Annotated in this window: 14 protein-coding genes; 12 read left to right on the forward strand and 2 right to left on the reverse strand. The window is 46.7% G+C overall.

Annotated features, from left to right (window positions below; all coding sequences use genetic code 11):
- The first annotated feature begins 12 nt into the window (after positions 1–12).
- From tuaB to ACQE26_RS06745, 8 genes are all read left to right on the forward strand, one after another.
- On the forward strand, positions 13–1461 hold the full coding sequence (gene tuaB / locus ACQE26_RS06710) for a teichuronic acid biosynthesis protein TuaB (protein WP_500471055.1): 1449 nt from the start codon (positions 13–15) through the stop codon (positions 1459–1461).
- Positions 1458–2654, forward strand: a complete 1197-nt coding sequence (gene tuaC, locus ACQE26_RS06715; RefSeq protein ID WP_500471057.1) for a teichuronic acid biosynthesis protein TuaC — start codon at positions 1458–1460, stop codon at positions 2652–2654. Before tuaB ends, tuaC begins: the two co-directional genes overlap by 4 nt.
- Positions 2655–2658: 4 nt before the next feature.
- Positions 2659–3999 (forward strand): UDP-glucose 6-dehydrogenase TuaD, encoded by a 1341-nt coding sequence (gene tuaD / locus ACQE26_RS06720; protein WP_500471059.1) that lies wholly within the window; start codon positions 2659–2661, stop codon positions 3997–3999.
- 67 nt (positions 4000–4066) lie between these two features.
- On the forward strand, positions 4067–5554 hold the full coding sequence (gene tuaE, locus ACQE26_RS06725) for a teichuronic acid biosynthesis protein TuaE (protein WP_500471061.1): 1488 nt from the start codon (positions 4067–4069) through the stop codon (positions 5552–5554).
- The gene (gene tuaF, locus ACQE26_RS06730) at positions 5551–6231 is read left to right on the forward strand and encodes a teichuronic acid biosynthesis protein TuaF (RefSeq protein ID WP_500471063.1); all 681 of its coding nucleotides are present in this window, start codon (positions 5551–5553) and stop codon (positions 6229–6231) included. The genes tuaE and tuaF overlap by 4 nt, the downstream gene beginning before the upstream one ends.
- A 23-nt stretch (positions 6232–6254) precedes the next feature.
- A complete protein-coding gene (gene tuaG / locus ACQE26_RS06735) occupies positions 6255–7013 on the forward strand; it encodes a teichuronic acid biosynthesis protein TuaG (protein ID WP_500471065.1) in 759 nt (252 codons plus the stop codon).
- A 19-nt stretch (positions 7014–7032) separates the two neighbouring features.
- Positions 7033–8229 carry a teichuronic acid biosynthesis protein TuaH gene (tuaH, locus tag ACQE26_RS06740; protein ID WP_500471067.1) on the forward strand — a complete coding sequence of 399 codons (1197 nt, stop codon included), beginning with the start codon at positions 7033–7035 and terminating at the stop codon, positions 8227–8229.
- Positions 8230–8361: 132 nt separating this feature from the next.
- Positions 8362–9438: a glycosyltransferase family 4 protein gene (locus ACQE26_RS06745; RefSeq protein WP_438420750.1), complete on the forward strand. Its 1077-nt coding sequence runs from the start codon at positions 8362–8364 to the stop codon at positions 9436–9438.
- Positions 9439–9545: 107 nt separating this feature from the next.
- Here the strand turns inward: ACQE26_RS06745 and ACQE26_RS06750 are convergent, their stop codons facing one another.
- Together ACQE26_RS06750 and ACQE26_RS06755 are read right to left on the reverse strand one after the other, a co-directional pair.
- Positions 9546–10784, reverse strand: coding sequence for an LCP family protein (locus tag ACQE26_RS06750; RefSeq protein WP_500471069.1), 1239 nt, complete (start codon positions 10782–10784; stop codon positions 9546–9548).
- 4 nt (positions 10785–10788) lie between these two features.
- Positions 10789–11436 carry a YigZ family protein gene (locus tag ACQE26_RS06755; protein ID WP_007614107.1) on the reverse strand — a complete coding sequence of 216 codons (648 nt, stop codon included), beginning with the start codon at positions 11434–11436 and terminating at the stop codon, positions 10789–10791.
- Positions 11437–11658: 222 nt separating this feature from the next.
- On the opposite strand from ACQE26_RS06755, the gene degS reads away from it, so the two are divergent.
- The 4 genes from degS to ACQE26_RS06775 all read left to right on the forward strand — a co-directional run bounded on the left by degS (position 11659) and on the right by ACQE26_RS06775 (position 16027).
- Complete coding sequence (gene degS / locus ACQE26_RS06760; RefSeq protein WP_047475788.1) at positions 11659–12822, forward strand: two-component sensor histidine kinase DegS; 1164 nt, start codon at positions 11659–11661, stop codon at positions 12820–12822.
- 76 nt (positions 12823–12898) lie between these two features.
- On the forward strand, positions 12899–13588 hold the full coding sequence (degU, locus tag ACQE26_RS06765) for a two-component system response regulator DegU (protein ID WP_003219701.1): 690 nt from the start codon (positions 12899–12901) through the stop codon (positions 13586–13588).
- Between the two features lie 97 nt (positions 13589–13685).
- Positions 13686–14534, forward strand: a complete 849-nt coding sequence (locus ACQE26_RS06770) for a DegV family protein (protein WP_500471072.1) — start codon at positions 13686–13688, stop codon at positions 14532–14534.
- Between the two features lie 107 nt (positions 14535–14641).
- Positions 14642–16027, forward strand: a complete 1386-nt coding sequence (locus tag ACQE26_RS06775; RefSeq protein ID WP_500471074.1) for an ATP-dependent helicase ComFA — start codon at positions 14642–14644, stop codon at positions 16025–16027.
- The last annotated feature ends 50 nt before the right edge of the window (positions 16028–16077 follow it).

Here is a 16077-nt window from a genome sequence, read left to right on the forward strand (position 1 = left end):
GTAGGGAAAACGATGCCTAGTATTACAAATCAAATCTTGAGCGGCGCTAAATGGACAAGTATTTCGACAGCGTGTATTACGGTCATTCAAATCGTTCAATTCGCCCTGCTCGGGCGGGTCATGTCACTGGCTGAATTCGGCCTTGTCGGCATGATCACAACGGTAGCGGTGTTTGCCCAAATTGCGCTTGATATGGGGTTTGGCGCCGCGCTCATTCAAAAAGATCATGTCACTGAAAAACAGATGTCTTCCTTGTACTGGCTGAATATCATAACGGGGCTTGCACTGTTTGCGCTGCTGTTTTTCAGCAGCCCGCTCATTGCTGATTTTTATCAGCGGGAGGAGCTTGACTATTTAGTCCGCGTGCTGGCCGTCATGTTTTTAATCGCACCGATCGGTCAGCAATATCAGTATATGCTGCAAAAAGCGCTGGCATTTAACACGTTAAGCAAAATTGAAATCTTTTCAAATGTGCTGTCCTTCGTTTACTTGGCGGCTGCGGTTTTTTATACGGACCCGATTCTCGCATATGTGATTTCCCAGGTGCTGCTGCAATCGTCGAAAGGGATTCTGTACTGGATGGCCTGCAGAAAAACATGGCGTCCGTCGTTCGTTTTTGATCTGAAGGGAATGAAAGGCTTCTTTTCTTTCGGAGCCTTTCAGCTGTCTTCCCGGCTTGTGAACCGGCTCGGGGCGAATATTGATATGATTCTGATCGGCAGTTTTATCGGCGCTGAGGCCCTTGGCATTTATAATCTGGCCTATCAGATAGTCACGCTTCCGGTATTAAAAATTAATCCGATCATTACAAGAGTCGCGTTTCCCGTCTTTGCGAAAAACAAGCATGAAAACAGCGCCATCAGAGAAGGCTTTCTCAATATGACCAAAATGCTCGCGCTGATATCTTTTCCGCTTTTGCTCGGTTTGGTTTCAGTGTCGGATGCATTCGTGGCTTCGGTATTCGGAGAAAAATGGCTGGCGGCTGTCCCGGTCTTAAATGTTCTCGCCATTGTCGGGATTTTAAGGGTCCTGATGAACCCGAACGGATCTGTCCTGCTGGCAAAAGGGCGGGCCGATCTGGCGTTTTATTGGGACGCCGGGGTGATGCTGCTGTATGGTGCATCATTGTACGCCGCCGTGCTGTCCGGAAATCTCTTGAAGGTAGCCTGGACATACGCATTCATCAGCATCTTGAATTTCCTGATCGGCCGCTGGCTGTTGGCATATGTCATTAAGCTGCGGCTGTCGGCTTACTTCAAAGCCGTGGCCAAACCGTTTCTGCTTACGGCGGCGATGGGTGTCATCGCCTTTACAGCCAGCCTCGGAATGGAGCGGATCAGCCTTGATGTAAAGCTGCGTCTGGCGATCTCAGTAGCCTGCGGCGCATTGTGTTATTTATTTCTTTTAATCAAAGCTTATCCGCATATGAAAAGTAAATTAAGAAAAGGGCGTTTGCTATGAAGGTATTGTGGATGACAAGTGTCTATCCGAGCAGTGAAAAGCCGGGGGAAGGCGTTTTTCATGAAACACAGGCGCAAGAACTGAGAAAGCTTGGCGCGGAGATGACCGTCATCTGTCCGCGGCCGAAACTCGCCGCGCCATTCCGGCTGCTGAAAAAGACATATCGGCAAAAGGATATAAGGCCTGCGCATGAATGGCGGAAAGGCGTGTCCGTACACCGGCCGTTTTATCAGGCGGTCCCCGGGCAGCTGAAATGGGCGCAGCCGCATAAAAGAATGGCGGCATCGGTTCTTTCTGCGATCAAAAAGAACGGTCTGAAGCCTGATCTGATTCACGCGCATTTCGCCATGCCGTCAGGCGGAGCGGCCGCCATTGTGTCAAAGGCCCTGGGAATTCCGTATGTCCTGACCTTGCATGGCAGTGATGTCAATGTCTATCCGCATTACAGCAAAAGCGCTCATCGCGCATTCACATTTGCGGTGCGGGAGGCTGCCGATATTTATGCCGTCAGCGGCAGTCTGCGGGAACAAATGAAGAAGCTGAGCGCAGCGGATTGCAGCGTGCTTCCGATCGGCATCACGCTTGACGCCTTCCAAAAAAGAAACGAGACGAAAGAAGCTATCAGAAAACGGCTCGGCCTTCCTCCGGATAAAAAGCTGATCGTGTTCATCGGCAGGCTTGTCAAAGAGAAAGGCGTTTTCGACTTATCAAAAGCCGTTCAGTCATTGGATGAAAGATTTGAAGCCGTCTTTGTCGGTGACGGACCCGCCGCAGCCTCATTGCGGGAAGCCGCTCACATCGTCACGGGGCAAGTGCCGAACGACAAGATACAGGACTATCTGCTGGCGTCGGATATCATGGCCCTGCCGTCCTACAGTGAAGGCATGCCGACTGTGGTCATTGAGGCGCTTGCTCTGAAGGTGCCGGTGATCTGCACTGATGTCGGAGGAGCGGCTTCTTTATTCGGTAAACACCGGGGGCTGCTGATCAGACCGGGTTCACCCGAAACGCTGGCGGAATCCATCCTGCAATATGAAAAAGGAGAGGCGTGGACAACGCAAACAGCCGAAGAACTTTATCAAACCGTCCGCACGTATTTTGACGCAAGCCAAAACGCAAAAGCGCTGAAAGAGAAATACCGGACCGTCATGAACCGGGCCGGGCAAGAGGAGAACCTTTCGAAAGAGGGATGAAGCTGTGAAAAAAATCGCTGTATTAGGAACAGGGTATGTAGGTCTCGTATCTGGAACTTGTTTTGCGGAAATCGGCCATCATGTGACTTGCTGTGATATCAATGAAGCGAAAATCAGAAGCCTGCAAAACGGAGTTATCCCGATATATGAACCGGGGCTTGAGGAATTAGCTGAAAAAAACGTCAGTGCCGGGCGTTTGTCCTTTACGGCAGAGATTGGGCCGGCTGTGAAAGCCGCTGATATCATCTATATTGCCGTCGGTACACCGATGTCAAAGACGGGTGAAGCCGATTTGACCTATATCAAGGCCGCGGCGCAAACAATCGGGGAACAGCTGAACGGATACAAAATCATTGTCAGCAAAAGCACCGTTCCGGTCGGGACGGGAAGGCTCGTTTACCAAATCATCAGCGAAGCGTCGAAGGGGAAATATCCGTTTGATGTCGCGTCAAATCCTGAATTTCTCCGCGAAGGCTCGGCGGTGCGGGATACGATGCAGATGGAGCGGGCGGTCATCGGCGCCACAAGCGAACATGCCGCTTCGGTTATTGAAGAGCTTCACAAGCCGTTCCGTACGAAGATCGTGAAGACCAATCTTGAAAGCGCGGAAATGATTAAGTATGCCGCAAATGCTTTTTTAGCCGCCAAAATATCTTTTATTAACGATATCGCAAATATTTGCGAACGTGTCGGCGCGGACATTTCTCACGTGTCAGAAGGCGTCGGCCTTGACAGCCGGATCGGGAATAAATTTCTCCAGGCGGGCATCGGGTTCGGCGGGTCCTGCTTTCCGAAAGATACAACGGCTTTATTGCATATCGCAAACAGCGCCGGATATCCGTTTCAAATGATGGAAGCCGTCATAGAAACCAATCAGAAGCAGCGGGTTCTAATAACGGAAAAATTAAACCGCGCCATCGGTTCGGTAAAAGGGAAAACCGTGGCCGTACTGGGGCTGGCCTTTAAACCGCACACAAATGACGTCCGCTCCGCCCCGGCTCTTGATATCATTCCGCGTCTTAAAGAGCAGGGCGCTCACGTAAAAGCGTATGATCCGATCGCGATTCCCGAAGCGTCTGCGGCATTAGGAAACAGCGGAATTGACTATTACACAAAGCTGTACAGCGCCATCAAAAATGCGGATGCATGCCTGATTACAACCGATTGGCCGGAAGTCAAAGAAATGGATCTTCAGAGGGCGAAGCAGCTGCTCAAACAGCCGGTCATCATTGACGGCAGAAATATGTTCCCGCTGGAATATATGCGGGTTTCAGGATTCACTTATCATTCCGTCGGACGTCCGGCGGTTCATGCCGATCGGCAAATAAAAGAACTGGCAAGATAGAAAAAGATTTGTCTTCAGGCTCTCGGCAGCCCGGCTCGGCTGCCGGTTTTGGAAAGGGGTTTGCCATGTGATTATCAAACGTTCAGCGGCACATGTTCTTGTGCTGCTTGCCGCTGTCATTACAGGAGGATTTATCATGGTGGAGGCGGTCAGGACGGATGCCGGCTTCGGAAAAATCACCGTGCTGCTGCTTGCCGCCATGATCGGGATTGCCGGTCTTGCTTTGCTATCCGCCTTTACCGCAAACGGTCAGATGTTTATGGGGCTCATTTATGTCTTGATCGCGTGTACATTTTTAAATCAGGCCTTCTTTGCGATCCATCTCGGATTTTTCAGCTTATTTATATACCGGCTGTTATTAATCGGGGCGGGTGCTCTTCACATCGCCGGCATCCTGACAAACCGTCATCATATTGACAGATGGAATCGGGTGAATGTAAAAGGCATCCTGATGTTCTTCGCCTTATGGTTTACATACGGTCTCATATCGTTATTGTGGGCAAAATCCGTGACGTACGGGATCAAATATTTAGCATTAATGGCGATGGGCATGTTTCTGATTTATCTCATCGTCATGTTTATTCAGCGCTTTGATCAGCTGATGGTTTTTTACGGCATATGGCTTGTGATGACCATTTTTGTGATGGCGATCGGCTTTTACAACCATTTTACTCACCATCAACTGCCGAGCTCTACGCTTTATAACGGGCCGCAATACAAACAGCATTATCCGACGTCCGTTTTTTTTAATCAAAATGATTTTGCGACGTTTTTGTGCATCAGTTTCTTTCTGTACGCGGCGGCGGTGAAAAATGTGAAAAACGGCTATGTAAAAGCCGTCAGCCTGCTCTTTGCGATCAGCGCTTTGTATTTAATCATGTTGACCGGTTCGCGCGCGAGCCTGCTGGGCATATGCGCGGGGGCGGCTGTATACGTCTTCATCCTGCTGCCTTCCCTGCTGAAAAAACTCGCACTGTACGCAGCGGGAGCGGGTGCTGCGCTGTTTGCGGTTTTATTTGCGGGCCGTATCACAAATGCCGTCTTGAATCTGTTTTCAGCTCCGCAGGCGATGCCGGGACAGCACCCGCTTCCATCGAACCTTGCGCGGGCGAATCTTTTAAAGAACGCCTTTTACTACGTGATTGATTCCTGGGGGTTCGGAGTGGGTGCCGGAAACGTCTCGTACTATTTAAAAGCCGAGCCCGTTTATGATACGGGCGGCGTAGTTGAGGTGCACAACTGGCTCGTCGAGATTATGGCGAACTTCGGCGTGCTTGCGATGCTCGGCTATTTGACAGTCTATTTGTACCTTTTTTGGACACTTTATAAATGCCATGAAAGAAAATCGGTAAATCAGTCAAGACTGATCACAGAAGGACTCATCACGGCAATGGCCGGTTTTTTGGTAAGCAGCATCAGCCCAAGCTCCGTATCAAATTTATTTTTCCACTGGGTATTTCTCTCACTCGTGATTGCGGCGGTCAATATTCTGAGGCGTTTACAAAAGGAGCCTGCCGTTACGGCGTACTATGAAAAACAGGGAGATGCGAGATGAAGGATATGTTGACAAGAATAATCCGGCGTATCAAAAAGAATATCATTTGGATCATTGCGCTGCCCGTAGTGCTGGGGGCGGCGGGTTATCTATTGCCGTCAAAAATCACCGGAAGCAGCAGTTTCACATCGGAAGCCGCGATTGCCGCCGGAAACTATGATCATCCGCTTTATAACAACACAAAAGAAATTCCGCTCCTTTTGACGAGCGATGCTTTTTTAAAACAGGCTCTGCCTGACAAAACAGACGAAGAAAGGACGGCCGTGAAAAGTAAACTGACTGTCGAAACACAATCAGATTCATTGATCACGGTCAGCTACAGCGGCCAAAACAAGCAGGAGACCGAATCGGTGTTTCAGGACGTCATGAATACTTTTCTGAAGAATGATCAGGAGCTGTTTGAGAAACGGGCAAAAGTGGTCCGGCAAAGCATTGATGCACTTGAAGGAGAAACCGTCAGCGCGGATGCCAAAGTGGATAAGGAACGATTTTTATACGAATTGAAAAATACACAGCTGAACCTGAAATCAGCCGCCGTCATCAATTCAGAGCCGGTGAGTGAAACGGCGGGACAAGGCATGCCGCCGAAAAAGAAAGCGGTTCTGGGTGTTTTGATCGGCATTGCAGTTGCATTTATGTTCATTGTCATTCCTGAGTTTTTTAGAGAGTCCTTTTAAAAATCTGCGATGGAGATGTGACCATGACAAACTGGAAACCTTTCGTATCTGTCATTACACCGTCTTATAATGCAAGTGAATATATCGAAGACACGATTCAATCCGTTTTACATCAAAGCCATCCGCATTGGGAAATGATCATTGCGGATGATTGTTCAACGGACGGAACGAGAGATATTTTACGGCAATATGAACAAAAGGATGAGCGGATCCGCGTCGTTTATTTAGAAGAGAACAAGGGAGCCGCGGCTGCCAGAAATACAGCCCTCGAGCATGCCGAGGGGCGTTATGTCGCATTTTTGGACAGCGATGACAGATGGAAGAAGGAAAAGCTTCAGAAACAGCTGACGTTTATGTCAGAGCGGTCCTGCGCCTTTTCATTCACGGGCTACAGCGTCATGGAGCAGGACGGAACACCGACGGATAAAACGATTCAAGCGCCTGAAAGCCTGTCATATGATGAAGCTTTAAAAAACACGATTATCGGATGTTTAACGGTCATGATTGACAGAGAGCAGACGGGGCAGATTCAAATGCCTGATATCAGAACGCGGCAGGATTTGGCGACTTGGCTTTCCCTGCTGAAAAGGGGATTTACAGCTTACGGTTTGAATGAGTGTCTTTCAGAATACAGACTTGTGCAGAATTCGATTTCAAGCAACAAGTGGAAAGCCGCCAAAAAAACATGGTTTGTCTATAGAGAAATAGAGCGCCTGCACTTTATCAAGGCTTCATGGTGTTTTATGCAATATGCGAAAAACGCGGTCATGAAAAGGCTGTAGGCGTCAGAGGGGCTGGGTGATGAAGGTGGAACCGATTGTTCACGTAATCGTCGGAGCGGCGGAATGGGGTCATGACCGGCTGAGATACAGACGGCACCGGCTGGCTGAATTTCTCGCACGGCAAAAAGAAACGAAAAGCGTCATTTGGGTATGTCCGTCTCCGCGCGCAAATGACGGACAGATGACCGAAATTTCTGAGGGAATCCGGCAGTTCGCGGTAAAGGATCTCTTCAGGCAAAAAGCATTCCGATTCGGCAGGTATACAGATATGTGTTACAGGCATAAGCTTTCACCGTTGCTGGCCGTGCTGAAGGAAGAAGGAGAAGGGGCCCGCTGCTGCTTATGGTACACCTTCCCCGGTTTTCCGCTTCTATCAGATCTTTACCCTTGGGATGAAGTGATTTACGATTGCAGCGATCTGTGGGCCGCTCCGATCAGCGGCCGTGCCGGTGTGCTGTCAAATGTAAGAAGAAACATCATTAAACAGGCGGAAATGAGAATCATTCAGCGGGCGGATTCCATTACCTGCACATCTGACTTTCTGCACCAGGAGGTCGGAAAAAAGCTGGAGAATCCGCGCCAGAAAGTGTTCACCATTGAAAACGGAGTGGAATATGACCTGTTTTCACGGGAAAATCAACAGCCGGATGCAGACATTTTACGGGGAAGAAACGGAAATGTTCTCGGTTTTATCGGCGGAATCAAACCGAAGCTTGATTTCGCGCTTTTGGCGGAAACGGCAGATTTACGGCCGGACTGGACGATTTTATTGGTAGGCCCGAACACGGCTCAGGATGACCCGGATTTCAAGTCGCTTCTGGAGCGCCCGAATGTTATCTGGACGGGACCCGCCGCGCCGAATGAAGTGCCGTCCTATATGCAGCTCGTCGACATCGGCATTATGCCTTATAAAAATTCGCCTTATAATGACGCGGTATTTCCGCTCAAGCTTTTTGAATTTTTAGCCGCCGGGAAACCGGTTGTCGGGTGCAACCTTACTTCTACGGCAAAAATCAAAAGGCCTTTCGTTTATGAATACGTTGAAGGCAGCGACCCTGCAGATTTCATCGCGGCCTGCGACGCCCTGCTGGCATCGGAACGGAGCGGATCATATGAGGCGTTGCGCCGTGAATTGGCCCGGAGACGGGATTGGAACGTTTTATTCGGCCGAATGCTCGAATGCACGGGTATATTGAAAAATGCGCAATCCCATTAAAAGGGAAAGCGCATTTTTTGATTTGCGTGTTTCTTTTTGATGATGCTTGTTATAATAACTAGTAAGAATTATAATGGAAGGAACGGTTCAATATCAGAAAAGACTTCATATAATTCCAAAGGAGACTTCTTTATGCTTGACGAACGCATGTTTCGCATAGTTGTTGCGTTTTTTGTCTCTCTGCTAACGGTTTTAATCCTAACTCCTATCGTGAAAAAAATTGCGATCAAAATAGGTGCAGTTGACCAGCCCAGCAACCGAAAAGTACATGATAAAATAATGCCCCGTATGGGCGGATTGGCTATCTTTATCGGCGTAGCGGCAGGGGTGCTCGCGGCCGGCATATATAATGAAACGAAGATGACCGCTATCACGGTGGGCGCGTTTATTATTGTTATTTTAGGAATCCTTGATGATAAATACCAATTAAGCGCAAAGGTAAAGTTTTTCGTCCAGTTAGCCGTGGCCATTATGATTGTGAGCACGGGACTGAAAATGGACTTTTTCTCCGTGCCGTTTTTAACGGAACGTTTAGAATTGGGATGGATCGCTTACCCGCTGACTGTGTTATGGATCGTCGGTATCACGAACGCGATGAACCTGATAGACGGTTTGGACGGACTCGCTGCGGGCCTGTCAGTCATCGGACTGTCCACCATCGCAGTAATGGCGTTATCCGGAGGCAAAATCCTGATTCTGTCACTTTCTCTCGTAGTAATAGGAAGCACACTCGGATTTTTATTTTATAATTTTCACCCGGCAAAAATATTTATGGGAGATACCGGATCGCTCTTTCTCGGATACGTCATCTCAGTACTCTCATTATTGGGTCTTTATAAAAGCGTTACTTTATTCAGTATCATCATTCCGATCATTATTTTGGGCGTGCCGATTTTTGATACGACATTCGCTGTCATCAGGCGGATTTTAAACAAACAGCCGATCTCGGCGCCTGATAAGTCACATATACACCACCGGCTGATGGCCTTCGGGCTTTCACACCGTACGGCTGTCATCATCATTTATTTAATCGGCTTTATTTTCAGCATCAGTGCAATCCTGCTGAAAAGCGCGACCATATGGCTTTCGCTGTTTATTATTTTTATATTGATTGTATTTATGCAAATCATAGCAGAGGTCACAGGGTTAGTAAATGAACAATTTAAACCATTTACCAAGTTTTACAAGAGATTGGTAAAGAAAAATTAAAAAGAGCAGATCATGCGAATGGTCTGCTTTTTTATGGATTCTTCTATTCTCTTATTATATAGAAAAACCCGATCCTTCTCAAAGGATCGGGTTTGCTGTTACTAGCCTTAATAGCCTGTTGTGCCGTTTGAATTTGTGCTCTCGGACTGTGTGCTGTCCGTTCCGTTTGCACCTTGAGTACCGCTGGTTGAATCAGTTGTGCCGCCGGTTCCCGTGCTGCCGGAAGTCGAATCAGTCGTGCCGTCATCTGTTCCTGTGCCGCCGGAAGTTGAACCGGTCGTACTGTCCGTTCCGGTGCTGTCAGAAGCAGAATCGGCAGCGGTGCCGCTTCCGGACGGGTAATCTAAATGTTTCTGCAAGGTTTGCCGTACTTTTTCGAGGTTGGCCGGGTCCGGTTGGAAATAATACGTTCCGCCCGTAGATGCGGTTCCGCCGCCGCCTAAATATAAATCTGATCCTGTAATGGACAGTGTATCAATCTTTTTGCTGGTAAAGCCGCTGTAAATCTGCTGAAGAGCGAGCCCTTCAGTGATTCGGATATTCGTTTGTACGTTATTGCTCGCTGTTTCAGCGATTTTATCGATTTTAGCAATATTTCCAGCCTTCGACATTTGGTCGATCAGTGCATTGAGGATTTGCTTTTGACGGTCATTCCGGCCGAAGTCTCCGCGCTTATCCTGCTTTCTCATCCGCGCGTAAGCCAGAGCCTGCTCACCGTTCAAATGCATGTTTCCTTTCTTGAAGTAAATCCGTTTCTTTTTACTGACGTCACTCATCTCGTCGAAGTCAAACGGCACTTTTACATTCACTCCGCCGACTTCATCAATAACATCCTTAAATCCGTTAAAATCCACAGTGACATACTTATCAATCGGAATGTCTAATAAGTCCTCTACGGTCGCCACGGTTTCATCCGCTCCGCCCTTAGCAAAAGCCGCATTGATTTTTGATTTTTTACCGGTTGTGTCGCCGGCAAGCGTCACCCGCGTATCACGCGGAATACTCAGCATTTTCATTGTTTTATTTCTCGGATCAAGGGTAACGACAATAAGAGAATCTGATCGTCCGCCTTTTCCGCTAGTGGCATAATTTTCGATCCCCATAAACAAAATGGAGAACGGTTTTTTCTTCATATCTATGACTTCATCCCGAAGTTTTGATTTATCTCCGCGGGAAAGGGCATCATATGCATTATCTGCCGCATTGATCGTTTTGTATACTTTATACCCGCCGAACCCGGCAGCGACTAACAAAACGAGCGTAAGCAGCAGCAAAATCCGCTTGAAAATAATCTTTCGTTTGCTTTTCTTTTTCTTTCGAACACGCACTCTTACACGTTCAGCCATTACATTAGTCTCCTTTAGGGCTGACGTCTGTTTCTAAATACGTCAGTTCTCCCTCTGTATTCTTACTCTTGCCGTTCGTCAGTTCTGTCATCCATTTTATAAACTCGTCTTTGTCTTTTTCTTCAACGTACGTTTCAAATTCGACGTGATCTGCATAATGGATATCCTTCAGTAAAAAAACTGACTCCCTCAATTCATTCTCTATCTTGCCGAGCCACGTATAATCCGCCGATGTATGCATAATCCGCATCAGCTTCCGCTCCGTAACCCCTATATGATTTAACCCCTCAGACACTGACTTCCCGTATGCACGAATCAATCCGCCTGCTCCGAGCTTTATTCCGCCGAAATACCGGGTAACCACCGCGCAGGTATCTTTCAGGCCGCGTTTTTTCAGCACTTCCAGCATGGGTACGCCTGCTGTGCCGCTTGGTTCTCCGTCATCATTCGCCTTTTGTATATGATCCGTTTCTCCGATCAGATAAGCTGAGCAGTTATGAGTCGCATTCCAGTGCTGTTTTTTTATCTTTTGTATAAATTCCTGCGCTTCCTCTTCAGAAGCGGCACGGCTCAGGTGGCAGATAAAACGTGATTTTTCAATCACAATCTCGTGTTCACCCGTTTCTTTAACAGTTAAATAGCTGTGCAGCATGATTGCTGGACCCTCCTGACAAGCATTAAAAGACTTGTTTCTACAAATTCGAACAGACTTTAGAATTTTTGCGCATATTTTGGTATCATGAAAGAGTAAGATACTATATAAAAATGTTTTTTTCTAGAATATACGCATTCTTTCATTATAATTCGACATAAATTGCAGTTCAATTACATTTATAATAAAAATACATAACAACACCGTTACGGAGGGAGACTGATGAATAAATCGAAGATGGACTCCAAAGTTTTGGATTCTATACTCATGAAAATGCTGAAAACCGTGGACGGGAGCAAAGACGAGGTTTTTCAAATCGGAGAGCAGTCGCGCCAGCAATATGAGCAGCTGGTCGAAGAACTTAAACAGATCAAACAGCAGGTCTACGAAGTGATTGAGCTGGGCGACAAACTTGAAGTTCATACTCGGCACGCAAGAAACCGTTTGTCTGAAGTAAGCAGGAATTTCCATAAGTTCAGCGAAGAAGAAATTCGCAACGCCTATGAAAAGGCGCACAAACTTCAAGTGGAGCTGACGATGATTCAGCAGCGTGAAAAACAGCTGCGGGAGCGCAGGGATGATCTGGAACGCCGGCTTTTAGGGCTTCAGGAAATCATTGAACGGTCAGAATCATTGGTCAGCCAAATAACCGTCGTTCTGAATTACCTGAATCAAGACCTTCGCCAAGTAGGGCTTCTGCTTGCCGATGCGCAGGCTAAACAAGATTTCGGTTTAAGAATTATCGAAGCCCAAGAGGAAGAAAGAAAAAGAGTTTCCAGAGAAATTCATGACGGTCCCGCGCAAATGCTGGCAAATGTCATGATGAGATCGGAATTGATAGAACGGATCTTCCGCGACCGCGGCACGGAGGACGGCTTTCAGGAAATCAGAAATCTTCGGCAGAATGTGCGGAATGCCCTTTACGAAGTCAGAAGGATTATATATGATTTAAGACCGATGGCATTGGACGATCTCGGGCTGATTCCGACGCTGAGAAAATATCTTTATACAACTGAAGAATACAACGGAAAGGTGAAAATACATTTTCAGTGTATCGGAGACACGGAGAACAAAAGGCTTGCCCCGCAATTTGAAGTGGCGCTTTTCCGTCTCGCTCAGGAAGCCGTCACAAATGCTCTCAAACATTCAGAATCAGAGGAAATTACGGTAAAAGTGGAAGTAACCGCTGATTTTGTCGTTCTTATCATTAAGGACAACGGAAAAGGCTTTGATATTAAGGAAGCTAAACAAAAGAAAAACAAGTCATTCGGCTTGCTGGGAATGAAAGAAAGAGTAGATCTGCTTGAAGGAACGATAACGATAGACTCTAAAATAGGTCTTGGGACATTTATCATGATTAAGGTTCCGTTATCTCTCGGCCTATAATTTGTTAAATAGAGCCAAAAGACATATTGACCGAACAGCGGCGTATATAGAACAATAGGATAAGGAGGCGTAGCGTGTGACTAAAGTAAATATTGTTATTATCGACGACCATCAACTATTCCGTGAGGGTGTAAAAAGAATATTGGATTTTGAACCTACCTTTGAAGTGGTAGCAGAAGGTGACGATGGAGATGAAGCGGCTCGTATCGTCGAGCATTATCATCCCGATGTCGTCATAATGGACATCAATATGCCGAATGTAAATGGAGTAGAGGCTACTAAACAGCTTGTTGAGCTGTACCCTGAATCTAAGGTGATTATCCTCTCCATCCATGATGATGAAAACTATGTGACCCATGCTTTAAAAACAGGCGCAAGAGGCTATCTCCTGAAAGAGATGGACGCGGATACTTTAATTGAGGCAGTGAAAGTGGTAGCCGAAGGCGGTTCGTACCTTCACCCGAAAGTAACCCACAATCTTGTCAACGAATTCCGACGTCTTGCGACAAGCGGAGTTTCCGCTCATCCTCAGCATGAGGTTTATCCGGAAATTCGGAGACCATTACATATATTAACGAGACGGGAATGTGAAGTGCTGCAAATGCTTGCAGACGGAAAAAGCAACCGCGGAATCGGTGAATCATTGTTTATCAGTGAGAAAACAGTGAAAAACCACGTGAGTAATATTTTGCAGAAAATGAACGTTAACGACCGGACACAAGCTGTTGTCGTAGCCATTAAAAACGGCTGGGTAGAGATGCGTTAGTCATGTATGAGAAGACTTGCCATAATAGGCAAGTCTTTTTTTACAGCTTCATATCTATTAAAATACTTATTAAGTACTTAATAAGGCAGGTAAAGTGATGAATATTGCAGTTGTAACAGACAGTACAGCATATATTCCGAAAGAGATGAGAGATGAACATCATATTCATATGATTCCTCTTCAAGTGGTTTTCGGTGAAAAAACATTCCGCGAAGAAACAGAGCTCGACTGGAGAAGCTTTTATAAAGAAGTGAAAAATCATGATGAGCTGCCGACTACGTCACAGCCTTCTTTCGGTGAATTGATTGCATTGTACGAAGAACTGGGCAAAACATATGATGCGGTCATAAGCATACACTTGTCCAGCGGAATCAGCGGAACTTATAACAGCGCCGCTTCGGCAAACGCTATGGTTGATAATATCGAAGTTTATCCGTTTGATTCAGAGATCAGCTGTTTGGCACAAGGTTTTTATGCATTAAAAGCTGCACAGCTTATTAAAGACGGTGTTGACTCTCCGGAAGAGATTTTAAAAGAGCTGGAAGAAATGAAGAAAACAGTCCGTGCATACTTTATGGTTGATGATTTATCACATCTGCAGAGGGGCGGGCGCCTAAGCAGTGCTCAGGCTTTTATCGGCGGTCTGTTAAAGGTAAAGCCTATTCTTCATTTTGACAATAAGCTAATTGTTCCTTTTGAGAAGATTCGGACACGCAAAAAAGCGATTTCTAGAATTTTCGAGCTGTTTGGCGAGGATGCAAGTAAAGGAATCCCGATGCGGGCAGCTGTCATTCATGCAAACAGGGAGGAAGAAGCCGCGGATATTATTCAAGAATTAAGCGGTAAATACCCTCATGTCGAATTCTATAACAGCTATTTCGGTGCCGTGATCGGAACGCATTTGGGCGAAGGCGCCATCGGAATCGGCTGGTGCTTTAAAAACTAAGTGGAAATCTCCGTTTTCAAGGGCGGAGATTTTTTTGTTTTTTAATTTTCGGGATTCGACAAAAAAATTCCCGGCAGGCATACTTTGAGCAGAAAGGAGGCAGAGAAATGTCCGAAGATGCTTCAGAATTTTCAGAGGTGCGGGATTTCTTTTACGGCAGGCATTTGTTGAGATCTGAGATACCGTTTTCAGATCAGCGTATCAATTCTTTTATAGAAAAAGAACATATAACGGCCGAGCCGTCTGTTATCCGCAGGAAAAACCGTTACGCCTGCCGCCGATGCGGCCAGTCTGACCAAGCCTGCTTTGCCGCATTCTGGGCGCCTTCTGCCAAAAGACATATTACCTATTGCCGTGCCTGTGTCGTAATGGGAAGGGCTGATGAACTGACGTCATTATATTCTTGGAATCAAACCTCAGAAAGCAGCTGGGAGCCTGTAAAGCTTGCTTGGGAAGGAACACTGACAGACGGACAGAAGCAGGCGGCCGGCGCGCTTATAAAAGCGATAAAAGAGAAACAAGAACTGTTAGTGTGGGCGGTTTGCGGATCAGGGAAAACAGAGATGCTGTTTCCGGGTATAGAGTTTGCACTGAATCACGGATTGCGGGTCTGTGTCGCGACTCCCCGTACAGATGTCGTGCTTGAACTTCTGCCGAGACTGAAAAAAGCATTTGAGAATGTTGAAGTTTCAGCTCTGTACGGCGGCAGTGAAGACAAAGGCAGTTTGACCCCGCTAATGATCTCAACCGCTCACCAGCTGATGCGATATCGGGACATTTTTGATGTCATGATAATAGATGAAGTGGATGCATTTCCTTTTTCAGCCGATGAGACATTAAGATTCGCGGTTGATAAAGCCAGGAAGAACAACAGCGCCCTTGTTTATGTAACGGCAACTCCTTCAGACGCATTAAAAAAGAAGGCTGAAGCCGGTTTGCTGAAAAGCGTCCGCATACCGGCCAGATATCATCGAAAACCTCTCCCGGAGCCGCGTTTTTTATGGTGCGGCAATTGGAAGAAGAAGCTTGAGAAAGGAAAACTGCCGCACTCAGTAACGGATTGGGTCCGGCAAAAACTTCAATCACGGCTGCCGGTTTTCTTATTCGTTCCGTCTGTACACGTATTGAAAAAGACAACGGATTATTTTCAGAAATTAAATATCCGCGCAGAAGGCGTACATGCGGAAGACACATTCAGAAAGGATAAAGTGAAACGGTTCAGAGACGGCCGGCTTGATCTGCTGGTAACAACTACGATTTTAGAAAGAGGAGTTACCGTACCTAAAGTTCAGACATGTGTCCTCGGCGCGGAAGCACCTATCTTTACTGAGAGCGCACTCGTGCAGATCGCAGGCAGAACGGGAAGGCACTATAAACATTTCAGCGGTGATGTCGTCATGTTTCATTTCGGAATGACAAACGGAATGAAAAAAGCAAAAAAACATATAGAACATATGAACAAATTGGCACAAAAAAGTAAATTGTTGGACTAGTTAATTTCAGAAAACGTGATACAGTATACTCATACTTTCCTATGAGGAGC

The sequence above is a fragment of the Bacillus sp. 5RYD7K genome, from assembly GCF_059831465.1.

What these genes read in the sequence shown, in the direction of transcription:
- degS (WP_047475788.1), top strand. Translation starts at nt 11,659, where the DNA reads ATGAATAAATCGAAGATGGACTCCAAAGTTTTGGATTCTATACTCATG.
- tuaG (WP_500471065.1), top strand. Translation starts at nt 6,255, where the DNA reads ATGACAAACTGGAAACCTTTCGTATCTGTCATTACACCGTCTTATAAT.
- tuaH (WP_500471067.1), top strand. Translation starts at nt 7,033, where the DNA reads ATGAAGGTGGAACCGATTGTTCACGTAATCGTCGGAGCGGCGGAATGG.
- tuaF (WP_500471063.1), top strand. Translation starts at nt 5,551, where the DNA reads ATGAAGGATATGTTGACAAGAATAATCCGGCGTATCAAAAAGAATATC.
- ACQE26_RS06755 (WP_007614107.1), bottom strand. Translation starts at nt 11,436, where the DNA reads ATGCTGCACAGCTATTTAACTGTTAAAGAAACGGGTGAACACGAGATT.
- ACQE26_RS06745 (WP_438420750.1), top strand. Translation starts at nt 8,362, where the DNA reads ATGCTTGACGAACGCATGTTTCGCATAGTTGTTGCGTTTTTTGTCTCT.
- tuaB (WP_500471055.1), top strand. Translation starts at nt 13, where the DNA reads ATGCCTAGTATTACAAATCAAATCTTGAGCGGCGCTAAATGGACAAGT.
- ACQE26_RS06775 (WP_500471074.1), top strand. Translation starts at nt 14,642, where the DNA reads ATGTCCGAAGATGCTTCAGAATTTTCAGAGGTGCGGGATTTCTTTTAC.
- ACQE26_RS06770 (WP_500471072.1), top strand. Translation starts at nt 13,686, where the DNA reads ATGAATATTGCAGTTGTAACAGACAGTACAGCATATATTCCGAAAGAG.
- tuaC (WP_500471057.1), top strand. Translation starts at nt 1,458, where the DNA reads ATGAAGGTATTGTGGATGACAAGTGTCTATCCGAGCAGTGAAAAGCCG.
- ACQE26_RS06750 (WP_500471069.1), bottom strand. Translation starts at nt 10,784, where the DNA reads ATGGCTGAACGTGTAAGAGTGCGTGTTCGAAAGAAAAAGAAAAGCAAA.